At 35.3% G+C, this 19,115-nt stretch carries 17 protein-coding genes and 1 riboswitch; of the genes, 6 read left to right on the top strand and 11 right to left on the bottom strand.

The genetic code is table 11. The features are described from left to right. Nucleotides 1-184 precede the first annotated feature (184 nt). Both KHA93_RS03700 and KHA93_RS03695 read left to right on the top strand, forming a co-directional pair. Nucleotides 185-796: a CPBP family intramembrane glutamic endopeptidase gene (locus KHA93_RS03700; protein ID WP_213109483.1), complete on the top strand. Its 612-nt coding sequence runs from the start codon at nt 185-187 to the stop codon at nt 794-796. Between the two features lie 80 nt (nt 797-876). Beyond that, nucleotides 877-1,572, top strand: a complete 696-nt coding sequence (locus KHA93_RS03695) for a DUF8580 domain-containing lipoprotein (protein WP_213109482.1) — start codon at nt 877-879, stop codon at nt 1,570-1,572. Nucleotides 1,573-1,656: 84 nt separating this feature from the next. Here KHA93_RS03695 and KHA93_RS03690 read toward each other — a convergent pair whose 3' ends face one another. Continuing rightward, complete coding sequence (locus KHA93_RS03690) at nt 1,657-2,727, bottom strand: YkvI family membrane protein (protein WP_233711035.1); 1,071 nt, start codon at nt 2,725-2,727, stop codon at nt 1,657-1,659. 197 nt (nt 2,728-2,924) lie between these two features. Here KHA93_RS03690 and KHA93_RS03685 point away from each other — a divergent pair, with 197 nt between their 5' ends. After that, nucleotides 2,925-5,045: an ATP-dependent Clp protease ATP-binding subunit gene (locus KHA93_RS03685; RefSeq protein ID WP_213109481.1), complete on the top strand. Its 2,121-nt coding sequence runs from the start codon at nt 2,925-2,927 to the stop codon at nt 5,043-5,045. Nucleotides 5,046-5,429: 384 nt separating this feature from the next. On the opposite strand, the gene KHA93_RS03680 is transcribed toward KHA93_RS03685, so the two are convergent. From KHA93_RS03680 to KHA93_RS03660, 5 genes are all read right to left on the bottom strand, one after another. Continuing rightward, nucleotides 5,430-6,209 (bottom strand): SDR family oxidoreductase, encoded by a 780-nt coding sequence (locus tag KHA93_RS03680; RefSeq protein ID WP_213112759.1) that lies wholly within the window; start codon nt 6,207-6,209, stop codon nt 5,430-5,432. Between the two features lie 279 nt (nt 6,210-6,488). Continuing rightward, nucleotides 6,489-7,070, bottom strand: coding sequence for a DinB family protein (locus KHA93_RS03675; protein ID WP_349772253.1), 582 nt, complete (start codon nt 7,068-7,070; stop codon nt 6,489-6,491). A 181-nt stretch (nt 7,071-7,251) separates the two neighbouring features. Then, nucleotides 7,252-8,139, bottom strand: coding sequence for an SMP-30/gluconolactonase/LRE family protein (locus tag KHA93_RS03670; RefSeq protein ID WP_213109480.1), 888 nt, complete (start codon nt 8,137-8,139; stop codon nt 7,252-7,254). Nucleotides 8,140-8,535: 396 nt separating this feature from the next. After that, nucleotides 8,536-9,294 carry a sugar phosphate isomerase/epimerase family protein gene (locus KHA93_RS03665; RefSeq protein WP_213109479.1) on the bottom strand — a complete coding sequence of 253 codons (759 nt, stop codon included), beginning with the start codon at nt 9,292-9,294 and terminating at the stop codon, nt 8,536-8,538. 81 nt (nt 9,295-9,375) lie between these two features. Further along, nucleotides 9,376-9,630 (bottom strand): aspartyl-phosphate phosphatase Spo0E family protein, encoded by a 255-nt coding sequence (locus tag KHA93_RS03660; protein WP_213109478.1) that lies wholly within the window; start codon nt 9,628-9,630, stop codon nt 9,376-9,378. Nucleotides 9,631-9,864: 234 nt separating this feature from the next. Here KHA93_RS03660 and KHA93_RS03655 point away from each other — a divergent pair, with 234 nt between their 5' ends. After that, on the top strand, nt 9,865-10,902 hold the full coding sequence (locus tag KHA93_RS03655; protein ID WP_213109477.1) for an acyltransferase family protein: 1,038 nt from the start codon (nt 9,865-9,867) through the stop codon (nt 10,900-10,902). Between the two features lie 208 nt (nt 10,903-11,110). Continuing rightward, nucleotides 11,111-12,868, top strand: coding sequence for a B12-binding domain-containing radical SAM protein (locus KHA93_RS03650; RefSeq protein WP_213109476.1), 1,758 nt, complete (start codon nt 11,111-11,113; stop codon nt 12,866-12,868). Between the two features lie 261 nt (nt 12,869-13,129). Here KHA93_RS03650 and KHA93_RS03645 read toward each other — a convergent pair whose 3' ends face one another. Both KHA93_RS03645 and KHA93_RS03640 read right to left on the bottom strand, forming a co-directional pair. Beyond that, nucleotides 13,130-14,116: a diaminopimelate dehydrogenase gene (locus KHA93_RS03645; RefSeq protein ID WP_213109475.1), complete on the bottom strand. Its 987-nt coding sequence runs from the start codon at nt 14,114-14,116 to the stop codon at nt 13,130-13,132. 68 nt (nt 14,117-14,184) lie between these two features. Continuing rightward, nucleotides 14,185-15,540 (bottom strand): TrkH family potassium uptake protein, encoded by a 1,356-nt coding sequence (locus tag KHA93_RS03640; RefSeq protein ID WP_213109474.1) that lies wholly within the window; start codon nt 15,538-15,540, stop codon nt 14,185-14,187. Nucleotides 15,541-15,751: 211 nt separating this feature from the next. Here KHA93_RS03640 and KHA93_RS03635 point away from each other — a divergent pair, with 211 nt between their 5' ends. Then, nucleotides 15,752-15,952, top strand: coding sequence for an alpha/beta-type small acid-soluble spore protein (locus KHA93_RS03635; protein ID WP_213109473.1), 201 nt, complete (start codon nt 15,752-15,754; stop codon nt 15,950-15,952). A gap of 44 nt (nt 15,953-15,996) precedes the next feature. On the opposite strand, the gene KHA93_RS03630 is transcribed toward KHA93_RS03635, so the two are convergent. The 3 genes from KHA93_RS03630 to KHA93_RS03620 all read right to left on the bottom strand — a co-directional run bounded on the left by KHA93_RS03630 (nt 15,997) and on the right by KHA93_RS03620 (nt 19,062). Further along, on the bottom strand, nt 15,997-16,776 hold the full coding sequence (locus KHA93_RS03630; RefSeq protein WP_213109472.1) for a TerC family protein: 780 nt from the start codon (nt 16,774-16,776) through the stop codon (nt 15,997-15,999). A 30-nt stretch (nt 16,777-16,806) separates the two neighbouring features. Continuing rightward, nucleotides 16,807-16,977, bottom strand: a riboswitch (yybP-ykoY riboswitch). 197 nt (nt 16,978-17,174) lie between these two features. Further along, entirely contained in the window at nt 17,175-18,395 is a 1,221-nt protein-coding gene (locus KHA93_RS03625) for an MFS transporter (protein ID WP_213109471.1), read from the bottom strand. Nucleotides 18,396-18,483: 88 nt separating this feature from the next. After that, the gene (locus KHA93_RS03620) at nt 18,484-19,062 is read right to left on the bottom strand and encodes a DUF2087 domain-containing protein (protein WP_213109470.1); all 579 of its coding nucleotides are present in this window, start codon (nt 19,060-19,062) and stop codon (nt 18,484-18,486) included. Nucleotides 19,063-19,115: the final 53 nt, after the last annotated feature.

Here is a 19,115-nt window from a genome sequence, read left to right as displayed (position 1 = left end):
TGATTTCCACTGTTGAAGCTTGTCGTAAGATTACGGCACGTAACTATTTAACAAATGCCGGAATTAACTGGTCTATATTGGCACCACTTTGCCAAGAGTCTCTTTCCTTTACATCACTCAAAAAATGAGATCTTACATAGCCTGTTTTTTTAGTTCGGATATTTTTACTGGAAAGGAAGACATAATGAAAAATAAAATAATAGACTGGAAACTAGTGATTGGATTTTTATTGGCATTCTTTTTAATATATATATCTTTTGAAAGCAAACAAGTATTTTGGTATTTATATACTGCAACCATGTTGTTTTTAATAAGCTTTGCCATCATAAATGAAAAACTGGACGATGAAGTCTCAACGAGACAATATTTATCCATTGGAATTCTTTCGGGAGTGGCATTATTTTTATTATTCGCTGCAGGAGATTGGCTCATTTCCTTTTTACCTAAAGGCTTTAACTCACAAGTATCGAAACTATACACGCGATTCTCTCTCGAATGGATATGGCATTATTTTGTGTTGTTTTTAATCATTATTCCAGGTGAAGAGATATTTTGGAGAGGGTTCGTCTTAAAAAGATTAATGAAGAAAATGAGTATCGGAAAAGCTATATTGGCTTCAGCATTTATTAATGCAATTGCTTTTTGTCTTACTGGATATCTCATTCTTACTATTGCAGCGTTTGTAAGTGGACTTGTTTGGGGAGTATTGTACGCATGGAAACGAAGCATGCCATTATTAATCGTCTCCCATTTGATTTTTGATCTTCTCCTCTTAATTATCTTCCCTCTATCGTAATTTAATATCAAATTGTAACGTTTTTTTCTACAACAGCGTCTAACAAAGCAAAAGGGATTTTACTCAAGGAGGAAGTCAAGATGTTGAAAACAATAAAATTCATGGCTGCTTGTTTTCTAGCAATACTTTTATTAGCAGCGTGTGGAACTAGCGGTCGTGAAGCCAACTTAACGAATGGTAGTGGTGCGGGAGAAAACCAAGAAGAGAAAAATTCCACCGCAAAAGGAGATAAAGTAGTTGAAGAGGAAAATGACACTAATGCAGAAAACGACGAGAAGCAAAGTGTCGATCAAGAAGATGCTTCACAGAAAATTAGATTATTTGAAATGAATTTATCGTATGAAGTGAATAAGGAAAAAAAGGAAGATACAGCTTTCTTACGCTCAAGCGATAACCAGGACTATTCACTATATATATTACCAGAGTTTGAATTGACTGGTGAGGAACCTAATAAAGATGTCCTTTATTTAAAAGAAAACGACCGCCACTTTATGAGGATTGAAATTCTACCATCTGAAACGGATATGGATGATTCTGTATCAACGATTAAAGAACAATTAACTGCTGTAAATTCCGAAGTTACACAATTACAAGTGAAACACTCTAAATGGTTGGAAAATGCACATATATATCAAGCCGAGAAGGATGATGAGGTCGTTACAGCCTATTTATTGAAAAAGGATGACCAAATCTTAAAGCTAACGATCTTTACTACAAAAGAACTAAATTATTTAGATCCATTTTTAAAGATGGCAGAAACAATTGAAAAGAAATAGAAACTTAAATTGATTAACTTTCAGTTTGTAGACACATTCAGACTAGCTGAAAACGTTTGTCAACAATGTGGAGCGGCTATTTGATTAGCCGCTTTTTTCATTGCTGGATAGAGGTTTCATCCAGAGGATGAACAAAAAAATCAAACTCACGTATCCAAAAAAAGGATATAAAATGCTGAGTAATTCTCCATAATTTACTCTACTGATTATATAAACTAAAATGATGATGCCACCATGGATCCAAAAGCTCCCTATCGGAACGTAACGATGTATTTGACGTTCCAAGCCATACATATTTCCTATCAATGACGTAAAAATCTCTCCATAAATAATCAGTAAATAGATAAAATAAATCCCACTTGCAGCACCTTTTACGATGATTGCCATCGGAATATCAAATAGAATGGGATTTGGAAGTGATGATAAAATTATATGACTGGAAAACAATATGATCGTCAATAATGATCCACCAATAAATCCACCAAGCTTTACAATTGCTTTGTCATTAATTTCTACTGCAATCGGTACAAGCACGGCTTGAGCAAGAGCGAGGTTAAATGCCGCATACGAAAAGGCGGAGATAATCGCTTTTATACTTATAAGGCCTTCCGGAATATGGAGTAAGGAAGTAAATATTTCGTTACTCCTAATCGAGTTAAACAAAAGAATGAAGTTAAAAATAATTAACATCGGAACAACGAATGTATTAACAGCAAATAAACCTTTCACACCTACTGCCATAACAAATAAAGAAAGAGAGATTGTCACAATAGAACCAATCGTATAAGAAAAACCTAACTGTTCTGTAAAAAGCGCTTCCGCTCCTGAAAGCATAACCGCACATACCCCAAGTAACATAATCATCATAAATGCATTCATAATTTTAGATAAAATATTTCCAAATAAATATACATTGAACTGCTCAAACGAAGTAGCTTGGATATGAATAGCTTTTAACATTATTTTTGTCCCAAGAAAAATAAACAAATATCCAACTATTAAAATAGAAATAATTCCCCAAAAACGATATTGAGTAAAAAACTCAACGATCTCTCTTCCTGTTGCAAATCCGGCACCAATAACAGTACCAACATATACTGCAGCCACTTGTAAAGCGCCTGTCCATTTTTTCAATACATTGCCCCTCTTCTCCATTTTCTATCCTCTTAAACCATATGTAATGCAACGAAAAAAAATCCAAGAAAATTAGAAAATGGTTGAAAGTCAAAAAAGGTCAGTGTATAATGTGTATACAAGGTCAAAATAGGTCAAATACTCCCTTCCTATTAAGCCTTTTTATTTTTAAACGAATAGTCAAAGTTAGTCAAAATCAAACTGGAGGATTGATATCCATGTTATGCAGTAAATGTCAAACGAATCATGCAAACATTCAACTCCATTTAAATATTAATGGTCATAAACAGAACTTACCATTTTGTTCTGAATGCTATGCAATAGAAAAAGAAAAACTAAGTGCCTCAATGCAAGGTCCAAGTGGATTTGAAGATTTTTTCAAAGGCTTTTCTATGCCGGAAAATCATATAAATAACAAAGTAAAAACAAAAACAAATGATAGAAAAAATGGATTTCTAGATCAATTTGGTCGAAATTTAAATGATGCTGCTAAAGCGGGGCTTATCGATCCCGTTATTGGACGCGAAAAAGAAATCGAAAGAGTTATTGAAATTTTGAACCGGAGGAATAAAAACAATCCAGTATTAATTGGGGAGCCAGGTGTTGGTAAAACTGCCATTGCCGAAGGACTTGCCTTAAAAATTATCGAAAAAGACGTTCCTGCAAAATTAATAAATAAAGAGGTTTATTTGCTTGATGTTGCTTCACTTGTAGCCAACACAGGTATTCGAGGTCAGTTTGAGGAAAGAATGAAACAACTAATTACAGAGTTACAGGAACGAAAAAACATCTTATTGTTTATCGACGAAATACATCTCATAGTCGGTGCTGGTTCTGCAGAAGGATCAATGGATGCTGGAAATATATTAAAGCCTGCTCTTGCTAGAGGCGAACTTCAAGTTATCGGCGCCACAACATTAAAAGAATATAGACAAATTGAAAAAGACGCTGCTCTTGAGCGACGCTTTCAACCGGTTCAGGTCGGAGAACCTTCTATCGACAAAGCTCTTGAAATCCTACAAGGACTAAGAGAAAAATATGAAAACTATCACCAAGTAAAATACAGTGAAGCTGCTCTTAAAGCATGTGTGGAGCTTTCCAGCAGATACATTCAAGATCGTTATCTACCAGATAAAGCGATTGATTTAATGGATGAAGCAGGATCGAAGTTAAACTTGACAATGAAATCACCAAATTATGAAGATGTACAGCAACGAATTTCTGAAATTGAACAAGAAAAACAAGCAGCATTATCTGAAGAAAACTATGAACTCGCTGCCAAACTTCGTGAAGAGGAATTAAGTCTTGAAAAGTCGTTAAACGATCATTCAAGTAAAAACAAGCCTATTGTTGAGGTTAGCCATATCCAAGACATTATTGAATTCAAAACAGGAATTCCTGTTGGAAAGCTTCAAAGCGAAGAGCAGCTAAAAATGAAGCATCTTGAAGAAAACCTTGCTAAAAAGGTCATTGGCCAAGAGGAAGCTGTAAAAAAAGTGTCCAAAGCAATTCGCCGCAGTAGAGCAGGATTAAAAGCAAAAAATCGTCCAATTGGCTCCTTCCTATTTGTCGGTCCAACTGGTGTAGGGAAAACAGAATTGACTAAGAGCTTAGCTGAAGAACTATTTGGAACGAAGGATGCTCTTATTCGCCTTGATATGAGCGAATACATGGAAAAACATAGTGTCTCAAAAATAATTGGCTCTCCTCCTGGATATGTCGGCCATGAAGAAGCTGGCCAATTAACAGAAAGAGTTCGTAGGAATCCATATAGCATTATTCTTTTGGATGAAATCGAAAAAGCACATCCAGACGTGCAGCACATGTTCCTACAAATTCTTGAGGATGGACGCCTTACAGATAGTCAAGGAAGAACTGTTAGTTTTAAAGATACTGTCATCATTATGACAAGTAACGCTGGCACAGGCGGAGCAAAACAAATTCAAGTAGGTTTCGGTAAAAGCGATGTTGTAAAAGAAACAAGCATTCTTGAATCACTTGGTTCTTTCTTTAAACCAGAGTTTTTGAACCGCTTTGATAATATTATTGAATTTAATAAGCTAGAAAAAAGTCATTTAATATCAATTGTTCAACTTCTACTAAATGAACTTGATCAAAGTTTGACTGAACAAGAAATGAAACTTGAAGTTACGGATGAGGTAAAAGAAAAGTTAGTTGAACTAGGATACCATCCAAATTTCGGAGCACGCGCCCTTCGTAGGGTTATCCAAGAACATTTGGAAGATAAAATAGCTGATTTTATCCTTGATTATCCTGAGGAAAAGAATTTGCAAGCTGTGTTATCGGAAAATGATATTACTTTAGTTTCACGTTCATAATTATGAATAAAACTGTCCAAGCCATTACGGCTGGACAGTTTTTTTATACCTGCTATCATATTTAACCTCTACAGATCTGATTACCGCATATCGATCTTCATTAGGAGCTTATTCGAGACCAAATCATGACATATTCCTAAATCCTTCCGGGTTCGATCAAATGCGAGAAGAAATTGTGACATTTTCCTAATTTCCTTCCCGATTCAAACAAATGCGGGAAAGAATTGTGACATTTACCCACAGTTCCTTCCCGATTGGATCAAATGCGAGAAGGAATTGTGACTTTTTCAACAATTACTTCCCGAACAATTGAATTTTCGTCCCAAATAGTCTCAGGTAATTACTCCAGTACATCTAAAAACGGACAAAAGAACTTTCATTAATCTATAACAACGTTTCCGCTCCGTCAATATATATTTCAGAACCAGAAATATGATTGGACGCATCGGATGCTAAAAAGTGAATAAGATTGGCAACCTGTTCAGGTTGCCCAGGCCGATCCTCGAGTGGATGGCTTCCTTCAGGATATTCTACTGGAATTTGCACCTTTTTTAGTTTTTCCTCATTCGGATGCGTGTTTTCTCCAATATTTGTTTCTATCGCACCTGGGCAAATAATATTCACACGAATTTTATATTTGGCTAGTTCTAGAGCAGCCATTTTTCCAAACGCCATTTGCCCTGCCTTTGAACTGCTGTATGCAGACATGCCTATGCCTGAAAATTTTCGGTTACCATTAACCGAACTCGTAATAATGATACTACCGCCATCTTTTTTTAGATGAGGTATGGAAAATTTTACAGTTAAAAATGTACTTTTTAAATTTGTGGAAATGGTATGATCCCATTCATCTGGTGCAAAATCTTCTATTGGTGTAATAACTCCATTTATACCAGCGTTCGCAAACACAATATCAAGTCGTCCAAATTCTGAGACTACTTGATTAACGGAGCTTTCCACCCGCTCTGGATCAGATAGGTCGACATCCATAATAATCGCTTTTCCGCCAATCTGTTCTATTTCATGTTTTACCTTTTCTGCATTCTTTTCTTTTAGGTCAAGAAGTCCAACAGAGGCACCTGATTTTGCAAGTCTTATCGCTGATGCTGCACCAATACCCGAGGCAGCACCGGTTACGATGGCTACTTTATTTTTTAAAGTCATTGAGTGATCTTCCATACGTAAACCTCCTATTTTTTCTTTTGGACAGTTTACCCTTTAACGATCATTCTATGTTTATTAACAAAAAAATTGTTTAATCTTAATACTCAAACCACACATAACACCGTTCCGATAAGGAACGGTGTTCAAAAAATAGTTATATACTTTTCTTTAACCTGTATTCATTAAATTCAATAATGTTGTTAAAACAAAGTAATATTCTACAATTGCTCCTATTGGAAATATGGAAAAGAACTGCAAAAAAGACCTATAACTATTTTACTAACGCACCCGGTACTTAACAAACCTTTGTTCTAACTCGTCCTTTTGACGCAAGTGATGACGAAAGTGCATACCAACCAAATCATACCATTCCTTTGCATTAAGCCAACCGAATCCTCCATGCTCGACTTTATAATTTGGGTTTATATTATCCACTTTCGATTCCCATTTGCTCATCCTTAAAATTACTTGTTCCAATCTACTAATAAGTTCGTCCTTGCTATCCGAATTATTAGGTGGAGTATTTAGTTCATCCGGTAATTTAATTTTAATTGGTGGAAACCCTCCGTTACTATATAAATGCTCACCAAACTCCGTTTTCCCTAGGGGTTGTTCATTACTTAAGGTAGCACATGTTTCCATATTATCTAGATACTCATGGGCAACAAGAATTAAATGGTCATACATTTGCCCAATAGACCAAACCCCTTCTTCTGATATATATCTTAGCTGTTCCAATGAATAACTTTGAAGTTCGCTTTTGTAAGTATTAATCAGTTTAAGTTCGGTCAATTTAATACCGCCTTTGTATTTTTTACTCAAATCTGAAATTAAATATATAACTAATTTTTCAGAATTCAATTACAAATAACTTTTTTAACCTGCTCCATTAGTTAAAGAGGAACGTTTACACTCTCTTCTATAATTCAACAAAAATATCCAATTTTATTGAAAACGTCCCTTAACCAACATTTCCTTTTAAATGAGTACTATGATTAGAATTTATAAACATAATTAAACATCTTTATTGTCATTTAACATTCTAGTCTCTTAAATTTCCGAATTTAAAGGTTGGAGCTCCTTTAGTATTCGTTTTTATCATAAATAAACCACCAGTATGAGGATACTCCCTTAATGTTTCTTCGTCCAAGCCTGTTCTAGCAGTTGTTATATATAACTCATCCATATTATTTCCACCAAAAACACATGATGTCACTTGTGGTGCAGGAATCGGAATAGAATCCAACATTTCTCCTGTATTCGGATTCCATTTTGTAACTCGATAACCTCCCCAATGCGCCACCCAAATATTCCCCTCTACATCAGATGTCATCCCGTCCGGTACACCCATTCCTTGAGGAATTTCAACAGCCACACGTCTATTTGATATCTCCCCAGTTTCAAGATCATAATCAAATGCCGCCACTTGCCTTGTTGGGGTATCAATATAATACATAGTTGTATTTTCGGGATTCCAAGCGATTCCATTGGAACATGTTATATTATCCAACACCTTTTTAACATGACCATTCGGTTCAAGGACATAAAAATTCCCTTTCCCTTCCTCACCATCATATGGCATCGTTCCAGCCCAAAACCGTCCTTTAGGGTCGCATTTTCCATCATTAAAACGATTATTTGGTAAATGCTCTTCAGGGTCTGCGATCGCTGTCAATTTCTCAGAAGGTAGATCAACTTCATAAAATCCACTTTGCAGAACCGCGGCAAAACCTCCGCCCTTTTTAGGTACGACTGCTCCAATATGCTCATGTAATTGAATCATTCCAGTCTTGCCAGTGGTAGGTTCATATGTATGGATACATTTTCCGAGAATATCTACCCAATACAATACGTTAGAATCCCCGTCCCATGAAGGTCCTTCTCCAAGTTCTGCTTTCACATCAAGGATTAATTCCACTTCGAGGCTCAATCATCTCATCCTTTCATAGTAAATGATATTTTTAGAAAAGCGTAAGCACCTTGCCCATAAACGTAGAAACTCCAGAATGGCGCAGGTCATGTTACAACACCTTCCTTCACCACATCCAGAGTGCCTGTCCCAAGCAAATGTACTTAGGAAAAAAAGCCGAGCTTTGACTTTTATTGACGCTGGTTTCTGACCTAAAGAGGTGGTGTTTGCAGCTAGATCTACAAGTCGAACCAATGTTAACTTTCGAAAAAGTAATGACCAGAAGCTTGCTATTCGATAGATACTCATCTGGACAGTGCTAACCTTATTTCTGAAATACAAACTAATAAAAAACTTCTATGTCCTTTCATTATAAAAAAGCTCCGACTATAGAAAAATCGGAGTTGTTAGATAAGCTTATTTGTTCATTAACGTTTTTAAATTCTCAATATTTACTTTTGAACTTTCCATCGGATCACCATCAAACTGTTCTTGCTCAATGATGAACCATTTCACATCATTTTTCGTTCCGACATCAAGCAAGCTTGCAATATCCAAGCTTCCTGAACCGATTTCAATACTTCTCTTTTTACCGTTCTCAACTGTCATATCTTTTAGATGAAGAGAAACAATCCGATTTCCGTACTGGTTAATAAGGTCAAGTGGGTCGAGGTCTGCAAATGTTGCCCAATAGCAATCGAGCTCTATTTTTACTAAATCAGGATCTGAATTTCCAAATAATAAATCAAATCCAGTAGTATCTCCAAATTTTTCAAATTCAAAATTATGGTTGTGATAAGCAAATGTGAAGCCCTCTTTTTTACATGCTTGACCAATTTTATTGAATTCTTCAGCTGTTCTTTTCCAAGCATCTTCACTATCACGATAATGAGGAGCTATACCTGGAACAATTAATAAGTTATTGCCAATTTCTCGATTGTATTTAAACGTTTCAATTAATTGCTCACCTTTAAAAGCATCGAGCATGATATGACTACCTGCTACAGTGATACCTTTTTCATCAAGAACGCTTTTTAATTCATGGGCTGGAGTGTTAAAATAGCCCGCAAATTGAATGGCATCGTATCCCATATCAGCGACTTTTTGCACAGTCCCAAGGAAATCTTTCTCTGCGGCTTCTCTTACAGAATATAATTGTAACGCTGCTTTTCCCATAAATTCTTTCCTCTCCTATTCTATTTTTCTTTCACAATACAATTCGACTTATGGTTGCCTAATTCCTTTTAGATAGATGTATTATTTAGCATAAGGAAGTGAATACTGCCTTACATAACTATGTGCTACAGCCATTCGAGGTGCCGCAACCGACTTTTTCTTGTTGATAGATTGAAAAAGTAGATAATATTCATTTAATAAAGAATCAAGCTCTTGACTGCATTGAATCGTCTTATGCGAATTGAGACCATAAACTCTACCAAATAGACACATTTTTTCACGTTTTTCCTGAATTCTTATTAAAAATAGTGCTTTTTCTTTATTTCTCCCATACATTTCTAGTTCTCCCCCATATATTGACCTTAAAACTCAACTATGCCATTATCTCAACAATATTTGTAATTGTAAATGGATTCGCAAAATTAGACATTCTTTTTACAAGTTGTCACGATTTCTTAACAATTTGGTGGAATATTTGTCACTTGTCATACAATCGATACTAAAACGTAATGTTATACTTCGTTTTTTCAGGGTAAAATAACGCCATCAACTATGAAACTGGTGATTTTTATGGCGAAAAGAGATTACTATTTTGATAATGCTAAATTTATATTAATTTTCTTGGTAGTGTTTGGTCATCTAATTCAATCATATATTGATTCCAATTTATTCTTTTCCACTCTCTATAAATTGCTCTACACCTTCCATATGCCCGCGTTTATTCTCGTATCAGGATTTTTTGCAAAAGGGATTTATGAAAAAGGCTATATAGTAAAAATCACAAAAAAATTAATCATCCCATATTTAATTTTCCAAGTAATATACTCCATTTTTTACTTTATTTTATATAGCAAATCAATGTTAACTATCGATTTTTTTAATCCCCACTGGTCCCTTTGGTTTTTAATAAGCTTATTTTGTTGGAATATCATGCTTATTGGTTTTAATAAATTGAAGCCTATATATGCTATAAGCTTAGCGTTGCTATTAGGACTGATTGTAGGCTATGTCGATTGGATTTCAAATTTTTTAAGCCTTTCACGAACATTTGTATTTTTTCCATTTTTTATCGTTGGATATTATTTGAAAAAGGAACATTTTCAATTATTATCGGAATCCCGCTCGAGAATTTTAATGACAGGAGCAATTTTTATTGTTGCTTTAGTAATCATTATTTTTCCAGAACTAGACGAGAAATGGCTGTTAGGTTCTAAACCGTATAGCTATTTAGAAACTTTTTCTGCAATAGGATTCATCAAACGAATAGGAGTTTACACGATTAATTTTCTAATGATTGCTGTATTCTTCGCTTTTATCCCAAAAAGAAAATTCTTTTTTACAAAATTGGGAAGAAATACACTATATGTGTATTTGCTCCATGGATTTATTGTTCGTGCTTTTAGAGAAAGTACAATCGAGTCATATGTATATGATTCGAAAACATTTATTATATTATTATTCGTTTCGTTGTTACTCACTTTCCTATTATCCAGCAAAATTGTAACAACAGTAATGCAACCAATCATTGAATTAAAATGGTCAGGATGGAAGAAAACTTTAGATCGGATAAAAGAAAGTATAAGTGAACCACGCGGGCAGAGCGAATAAATGCCCGCTTTTTCATTTCTTCTATAATTGAGGTTTTCAGCCAAGTCCTGTAAAATAAGAAGGATTGTATAAGAAAAGTGAAAGCATCTTATTAATCGACCTAAAAACTTCCATACTTTAAATTAAGTCGATGGTTGCTTCGCTAGGAGGAAACTATCTTTTATCACAATGTTTCCTCAAATAAGAATAGAAGGAGAAAGCATTTTAAATGAAAATCATCGCAAGTACATTAAATGCGAAATATATTCATACGAATTTGGCTATTCGTCACTTAAAAGCATACGCAGCACCAGAGTTCAATATGGAGCTTGCGGAATATACGATTAAAGATCCGACATTGAATATTGTTACGGATTTATACAATAAAAAGCCTGATGTGATCGGATTTAGCTGTTATATATGGAATATCGAAGAAACGATTAAAGTCATTGAAATATTACGAAAAATAATGCCCGATGTAAAAATAGTCCTTGGTGGCCCTGAGGTCTCTTATGACGTTGTTCACTGGCTTAAAAGACTGCCGGAAATTGATTTTATCGTTATAGGTGAAGGAGAAGAAACATTTAAACAGCTGCTACACGAGTTAAACGGAAATATGGAAATGGAAAAAGTATTGGGAATTGGATACATGAAAGACGGAAAACCCGTTATCAATCCCGTTCGAGCTAAAATAGACTTGCGAGAATCGCCATCTCCCTTCAGGTTTCAAGAAGATATTCCTCATTTGTCGAAACGCGTCATTTACATTGAAACGAGCCGTGGCTGTCCTTTCAGTTGCCAGTTTTGTCTTTCTTCTATAGAAGTAGGTGTAAGGTATTTTAATCGAGAAAAAATTAAAGAAGACATAAGGTATTTATTGGATCATGGCGCCAAAACGATTAAATTTGTCGATCGAACTTTTAATATAAGTAGAAGCTATGCGATGGAAATGTTTCAATTTTTAATTGACGAAAGAAGACCTGGTTCCGTTTTTCAATTTGAAATTACCGGTGATATTATGAGACCGGAAGTAATTGATTTTTTAAATAAAGAAGCACCTGCAGGGCTATTCCGCTTCGAAATTGGAGTACAATCGACGAATGATTTAACAAATGAACTCGTAAAAAGAAGGCAAAACTTTGAAAAATTAACGAGGACTGTGCGCATGGTTAAAGAAGGCGGTAAAATACTGCAGCATTTAGATTTAATTGCAGGGCTGCCAGAGGAAAATTATGATTCCTTCCGCCAAACCTTTAATGATGTTTTCGCGCTAGAGCCGGAAGAATTGCAGCTAGGATTTTTAAAAATGCTTCGTGGTACAGGATTAAGAATTTCTGCTAAACATTTTGGCTACACATACATGGATCATGCCCCTTACGAAATTTTAGGCAATAACGTCATTAATTTTGATGATATTATCAGGATTAAGCAAGTGGAGGATGTGCTGGAAAAATATTGGAATGATCATCGGATGGATCGAACTGTCCAATTTTTAACTTCGCAAAGCTTTGAAACTCCCTTTGATTTCTTCCAAGAATTTGGAACGTATTGGGAAGAGCAAAACTGGTCGCGCATTGGTCACCAATTGGAAGATTTATTTACTCGTCTTAAGCAATTTCTTTCTGAAAAGAACATGAAACATTTTGACTTAGCTGAGGGGTTAATGAAATACGATTATTTAATAAATCGACGTTATAAACCTCGAAAAGCATGGTGGGATGATATTGTCGAACGAAAAACTCGCTCTGAACTTTACGAAGGAATAATAAAAGAAGGTAAATTAATGAGTGAACTGAAATTAAACGAAAGAGAGCTTTATAAGCATACACAAATTGAAGTGTTCCCTTTTTGCATAAAAACTTATCAACAAAACGAAAAAATCATTCCTCGAACGTCTTTTGGATTAATTCATTTCGAACCTACAGACGGAAGTCCAACCATTTATCCATTGGATTCGATAAGCATTCAGAAAAAAACCGGCAGCTAAATTGGAGGACACCGAAAATACCATTTATTTTTTAATGCAATCTTAGATTTGATTGTTGATTAGGCGAACGCTTTCCGCGGGGTCTCTCCTGCCCAGTATTCCCGCAGGAGTCAAGCACCTTTTGCTCTAATCAACAGCAAAGCCGACCGCAATATCCACTTCTGGGTTATTACGGTCGGCTTTTTTAATGCAAATTAATTAATCTGTAAAAAAGAATGATTTTCAGTTTCCTCCGTAAAAAGCTCCGGATTTTTTTTACCTTTATAAAAGTTCTTTTCTTAATTGTTCAGGTGATTTTGGAGAGAGCATTGCAGGTGGAACGTCAAATACCGTTTTAGCTCCCGCCTGTCCCTCTATGCTAAGCTTATATGCAGCTCTTGCATAGGCTGTTAAAACACTTGCTGTATATTCCGGGTTACTATCAAGCTTTAAAGAAAATTCCATGATTTCTTTATTGCCCTCACCCGTTTCTCCACTTCTTATGACAAATCCACCGTGCATCATTTTTGAGTGATTTACACGAAACTCTTCTTCATTAATAAAGTTAACGATTGTATTATAATCCGAAAAATAGTGTGGCATTTCCTTAATGGTTGTTTCAATTTCGGAAAGATCAGCACCATCTTCCGCTACAACAAAGCACTCCCTTAAATGCTTTTCTCTAGTGGACAATTCAGGATTTTCACCACTTCTTACTCGATTTACAGCTTCTTCAATTGGAATTGTATATTGAACTGCAGCTTTTACCCCTTTGATTCTTCTTACAGCGTCAGAATGTCCTTGACTTAAGCCTTTTCCCCAAAAAGTATAAGTTTCTCCAACTGGTAAAATCGCTTCACCAAGGAGCCTATTAATTGAAAACATTCCTGGGTCCCATCCCACAGAAATAATACTTACTTTTCCGGAAGGCTTTGCAACCTCATCCATAGAGGCAAAATACTCTGGTATTTTTGCGTGTGTGTCAAAGCTATCAATTGTATTAAAGTGTGCTGCAAAAGACGGTCCTTGTTCAGGTAAATCAGTTGCAGATCCTCCACATAAAATCATTACATCAATATCGTTTTTATAGTCCTCAGCAGACGCGATCGGCAGCACTTTTACATTCGGATCTGCTACAGTTACACTTGCAGGGTCACGCCTGGAAAACACAGCTACAAGTTCCATATCAGGATTTTGCTTTATTGATGCTTCTACCCCTCTACCTAAGTTTCCATAACCAGTAATCCCAATTCTAATTTTGTTTCCCATAATAAACCCCTCCTGTTGTCTGTATAAAAATATGATAAATCTTTTTTATAAGAAATCATAGTAATAACTTATCCAATAATGACTCTTTCTGTTGGATAATGAAAGTCAGGTTCTTTTTCATTATTAGACATAATGAATAAAAAGGACAAAATGCCGATTCTTCCAATGAACATTAACAAAATTAATATGGATTTCCCAAAATCAGATAAGTAGGGAGTAATGCCCATTGAAGCGCCACATGTACCGAATGCAGATGCTACTTCAAAAATAATAGAAATAAGGCTAGCATCTTCAGTAATGGATAATAATAAAATCGACATACCCGTCAATATTACAGCAAGCATTAAAACAACCAAAGATTTGATGACATCATTTTGATGTATTTCACGCTGAAAGACTTTAATCGAAGAACGGCCTCTTGCAAAATGAAACAGAAAAAGGATGTTAAGAGCAAAAGTTGTTGTTCGAATTCCGCCGCCAACTGAACTAGGGGACGCACCAATAAACATTAGAAATGATAAAAAAAGTATAGTGGATATAGTCAATTGATTAACATCCAATGTAAGCAAACCGGCACTCCTCATCGTTGTCGATTGGAATAATGCGTAGAAAAATGACTCATGCCAAGACTTTCCAATAAAAAAATGATTAAATTCAATTGCAACAATTACAACGGTTCCTATTATTAATAGTAAAAAATAAGTGGTAGTCGTAATTTTAGTAAAAAGACTAAAACGAAAGCGAATCTTTTCATTTTTATGAAGTAAAAATCTTTTCACTTCAATCCATACAGGAAAGCCGATCGCACCTAAAATAATTAAAAGCATCGTCACAAATTGAACAAAATAATCTCGAGCAAACGGAATAAGTGATTGCCCTGTTATATCAAATCCAGCATTTGTCGTTGCACTAATGGAAGCAAATAAACCTTGTAATAATGCTTCCTGCCAAGTAGGGAAATATTTAATATAGTAAATTCCGAGCACAAGAGCACCAAAAAGTTCAATCATTAAAATGATGTATATAATTTGTTTTAATAGTGCAACAAGGCCTGCAAGATTGATTTGATTTTGATCGGTTCTAATTAATTGTCTATGCATCAGTCCAACTTTTTTCCCTAGTAGCAGCCAAAAAAACGTACTGATAGTCATAATTCCAATTCCGCCTATTTGCAACACAAACATTAATAAAAAAATACCAGGTACTGTAAATGTTTCAGCGATATTTACAGTTGTTAATCCCGTTACACTGACAGAACTTGCAGCCGTAAACACAGCATCCATAAAGGACCATTCAGCACCAGGCTTTCGGGCAAACGGAAGACTTAAAAGAATTGCCGAAAAAGCGACCGTTAATACGTAATATGTAACTAGGATCCTAAACGGAGTTAGCCTAGTCAACTTATGTTTCTTTAAGTGTTTCATGCCTATTATTATCCCCCAATGTTACATCATGCTTCTATATTAAAGAAAAAGTGTAGCAATGAAAAGAAAAACATCCATTTTATTCTTCCTAGCATGCCTTTTCCACTATATACATTTTTCAGATAAAGGTGATGCATTTACCAGTTATGCTTTTTCTGTATGAGTCCATACTATAAGTACGAAGTAAATTAAATAAAAGGAGAGCATTTAAATGGCCAATCGAAACAGTAATCAATTACTTGTACCAGGAATAGAACAATATTTAGATCAAGTCAAATATGAAATCGCCCAAGAATTCGGAGTAACTCTTGGTTCAGATACAGCTTCAAGAGCTAATGGATCAGTTGGTGGAGAAATAACAAAAAGATTAGTTCAACAAGCACAAGCTCAATTAGGCGGAAAGCAACAATAAATCGAAAGAGGAAGCTGATCACCTGGATTAGCTTCCTCTTAATATTAATTATATAAATTAGCCGATTGTCTTTTATGAATGGCTTTTTTCTTTGATATTAAATATCCACCTAAGGCAATACCTATTAACACAATCCAAAAGGTTAATTTCCATGCGGTAGATTCTGGGAAATGTTCATCAAGTATGGATACATTCGGGTGCGCTAAGGTAAAGATTGATAATTTCACTCCAACCCAGCCAACAATTAAAAAGGCAGCTGTCTCCAGTGTAGGATATTTTGCTAAAAGTTTTACAAATGACGTCGCCGCAAAACGCATTATGACGACTCCGACGAGTCCTCCTAAAAGCATAACTGTAAATTGTCCACCGTCGATTCCGCCAACTTGGAACCATCCAGTTGGTTTTAATGTTACAGCTAAGGCGACAGCTGCAAGCATGGAATCAATCGCAAATGCGATATCTGCTATCTCTACTTTTAAAACAGTCATCCAAAATGATTGGCCTTTACTATTTTTAACAGTTTTTGTGGTTTTCTCTTTATTTTTATTTTTAACCATATGGTGAATTGCAAGATATATTAAATACACGGCGCCTATTGCTTGAATTTGCCATACATTTACGAGGAAAGTAATCGCAAATAGTGCGGCAAAGCGGAAAATAAATGCACCTAACAATCCGTAGAACAATGCCTTTTTCTGTAGTTTTTCCGGCAAATGTTTTACCATTACGGCCATTACTACGGCATTGTCTGCCGCAAGTATACCTTCCAATCCAATGAGTACTAAAAATACCCATCCATACTCTAAAATAATCGATAAATCCATCAAATTTCCTCCTTTTTTTTACATCCCCCCAGGCAGGAAATTTTGATTTCAATGAAAACAAAAAGACCTCTGCCATATGGGCAAAGGTCTTGCTGGACATTCATTATGCCAACAAAGCCGGTGAATTCCTTCACGAAATGACGACTTTGTTTTAGGTGAAATTCATTCGTTCACCTAACGCTACTCCCCTTTGACTTAACGTCAAATGTATTTATTTATTAATATTATAATATATGGAATCTAGTAAAGCAATATTCTTAAAAGATACTAGTCAAAAATGAAAAGTCTGTCTAATAGAATTAGACGAACTACTGAGAGTCTTTATACACTCAGCAATTCTGCTTGACCGTTTATTTTTGGCTATCAATTAATTTACATTCTTTTACGCAATTTAATTTCTATCTATAAATAGTTCCTCTCTTTCGGTATACTTTCGTTGAAAAGACAGTCAAGAGCAAAGTGGCGATAATAATATAGGCAATTCCGCCAATCATACCTAGAGACCGTGGTGAAATATATTGTAATGCTGAACCCGCTAAAAACATAGATATCCCCATTATGGTGTTACCTATGGTCGCCATTAGTCCAAACATTTTTCCTCGATGTTCTTCAGGAATTTCCTTCATGAGAATCGTATCAAAACAAGTATTACCAACTCCAGCCATACAAGCTGCTCCACAAAACGTGAAGAAAGCAATCCAAACTATATGTGTTTTACTTAACAGCAAAAGGAACATCCCTTCGAGCATAATACAAATTAAACCTATAGCTAAGAAATTTTTGTTAAGACGATTAGCTACAGAAAAGCTTAACATTAAGCCCATTCCTAATGCACCATAAAAAAGACCAACTCCTACATCGCCAAGATGGTACACATTTACGGCATACACACTGATAAGGACATTATCTATCCCATTTATTGAAGCTATTAATATTTCGCAAATAAGCAGAACTTGGATTGGAATTGACATTAACACAACTTTTCGAAATGTTGAATTAGATCGTTTCTCTCTTCCTTCTGTTATCATATCCTTCTCCATTTTATTTTTAGGTAAAGCTATCGTAGCTAAAATAACTGCCGCACCTAGAAAAGAAATCGCATTTAGCCAAAATGTAATATTTGCCCCAAAGATTGCAGAAACAATCCCACCTGTAAAGGCACCAATAATTAAAACAATCCCAACCATAACTTGTTCCAAGCTATTAATTTTGATTAAATTTTCTTGCTTCACTAAGGTCGAAATAGATGATTTCCGCACTGGACTGTAAATAGCTTCCCCAGCTGCTAAGATGAATGAACTAATATAGACAATCCAAAGATCCTCTTTGCTGTGTACAAATAAAAATGATAAAGCAAACACAATTCTAACAAGGTCTGTCGTAACTAATATCGTTTTTCGTGAAAATTTGTCAGCTGCCCATCCCCCTATTGGTCCAAATAATAAGAAAGGGATAAGCCGTATTGCTAATGTCACCCCTACAGCAAAGCCTGAACCAGTTATATGCAAAAGCATGGCAAGCACAGCAACTGAGCTAAAACGGTCTCCAATACCGTTAACAATTCCAGCTAGGAATAAGCGACGGTATTGTTTTTCTTCTTTAAGAAACGTAAGGCCCATAAATATCAACTCCTTTCATACTCATCTAATTTCACAATTATCTAATTAGATTTACAAAAAAACAGGTGTCTGAAACTTAGACACCTCCTTACTTTAACCACCATAATTCAATAGGATTTAATTCATATTGATTGTTTTCCCTGTACATATATTGACACATAATAAGTTCACGTCTTAATGTTGCATAATCCTCATGAAACTGTTTTAAATACTCGTTGATTTCTTTCTCAGGGTATACCCTTCCAAATTCCAATCCCTTAACCATATGTGTTAGCACAACAAGCTTTTTCTTACGCTGTGCAGGGTAGTTTTTCAACTTTCCTTCTTTTGTGAAGAAATTTTGAATAATCTTTATCCGTTCTTCTTCTGTCACAGACATTTCCATATTGGACACACCCCCCGTTCCTACAGATAAAATAGCATTTGCATTCATCTCTAAAATTTTTGTATTTAATGAAAAGTAAATTGTGTTTTTATCACGTCGTTCTCTAATTAATCCAACTTCACGCAGCTTTGCTATATGATGTGTGATGGTAGGCGGCTTAAGTCCAAGCTTCTCTGCGATTGCCTGACCATGCAACGGTCCTTGCTGTAGCAAAGCAATAATCTTAATCCGCGTGAGATCGCCTAATGCTTTATGAAATTCAACAATTTTATTTAACTGCATCTATAAACACACCTACTTTTATTATTATCTAATTAGATAATAATCGAATTGAA

This window comes from Lederbergia citrisecunda (genome assembly GCF_018343695.1).
GTDB classification, from domain to species: domain Bacteria; phylum Bacillota; class Bacilli; order Bacillales; family Bacillaceae_C; genus Lederbergia; species Lederbergia citrisecunda.
This window is presented reverse-complemented; position numbering and strand designations above follow the sequence as displayed.

Bases quoted from the DNA above. Each gene is read 5' to 3' on its own strand.
- KHA93_RS03700 (WP_213109483.1), top strand. From the start codon at position 185: ATGAAAAATAAAATAATAGACTGGAAACTAGTGATTGGATTTTTATTG.
- KHA93_RS03695 (WP_213109482.1), top strand. From the start codon at position 877: ATGTTGAAAACAATAAAATTCATGGCTGCTTGTTTTCTAGCAATACTT.
- KHA93_RS03690 (WP_233711035.1), bottom strand. From the start codon at position 2,727: ATGGAGAAGAGGGGCAATGTATTGAAAAAATGGACAGGCGCTTTACAA.
- KHA93_RS03685 (WP_213109481.1), top strand. From the start codon at position 2,925: ATGTTATGCAGTAAATGTCAAACGAATCATGCAAACATTCAACTCCAT.
- KHA93_RS03680 (WP_213112759.1), bottom strand. From the start codon at position 6,209: ATGACTTTAAAAAATAAAGTAGCCATCGTAACCGGTGCTGCCTCGGGT.
- KHA93_RS03665 (WP_213109479.1), bottom strand. From the start codon at position 9,294: ATGGGAAAAGCAGCGTTACAATTATATTCTGTAAGAGAAGCCGCAGAG.
- KHA93_RS03660 (WP_213109478.1), bottom strand. From the start codon at position 9,630: ATGTATGGGAGAAATAAAGAAAAAGCACTATTTTTAATAAGAATTCAG.
- KHA93_RS03655 (WP_213109477.1), top strand. From the start codon at position 9,865: ATGGCGAAAAGAGATTACTATTTTGATAATGCTAAATTTATATTAATT.
- KHA93_RS03650 (WP_213109476.1), top strand. From the start codon at position 11,111: ATGAAAATCATCGCAAGTACATTAAATGCGAAATATATTCATACGAAT.
- KHA93_RS03645 (WP_213109475.1), bottom strand. From the start codon at position 14,116: ATGGGAAACAAAATTAGAATTGGGATTACTGGTTATGGAAACTTAGGT.
- KHA93_RS03640 (WP_213109474.1), bottom strand. From the start codon at position 15,540: ATGAAACACTTAAAGAAACATAAGTTGACTAGGCTAACTCCGTTTAGG.
- KHA93_RS03635 (WP_213109473.1), top strand. From the start codon at position 15,752: ATGGCCAATCGAAACAGTAATCAATTACTTGTACCAGGAATAGAACAA.
- KHA93_RS03630 (WP_213109472.1), bottom strand. From the start codon at position 16,776: ATGGATTTATCGATTATTTTAGAGTATGGATGGGTATTTTTAGTACTC.
- KHA93_RS03625 (WP_213109471.1), bottom strand. From the start codon at position 18,395: ATGGGCCTTACGTTTCTTAAAGAAGAAAAACAATACCGTCGCTTATTC.
- KHA93_RS03620 (WP_213109470.1), bottom strand. From the start codon at position 19,062: ATGCAGTTAAATAAAATTGTTGAATTTCATAAAGCATTAGGCGATCTC.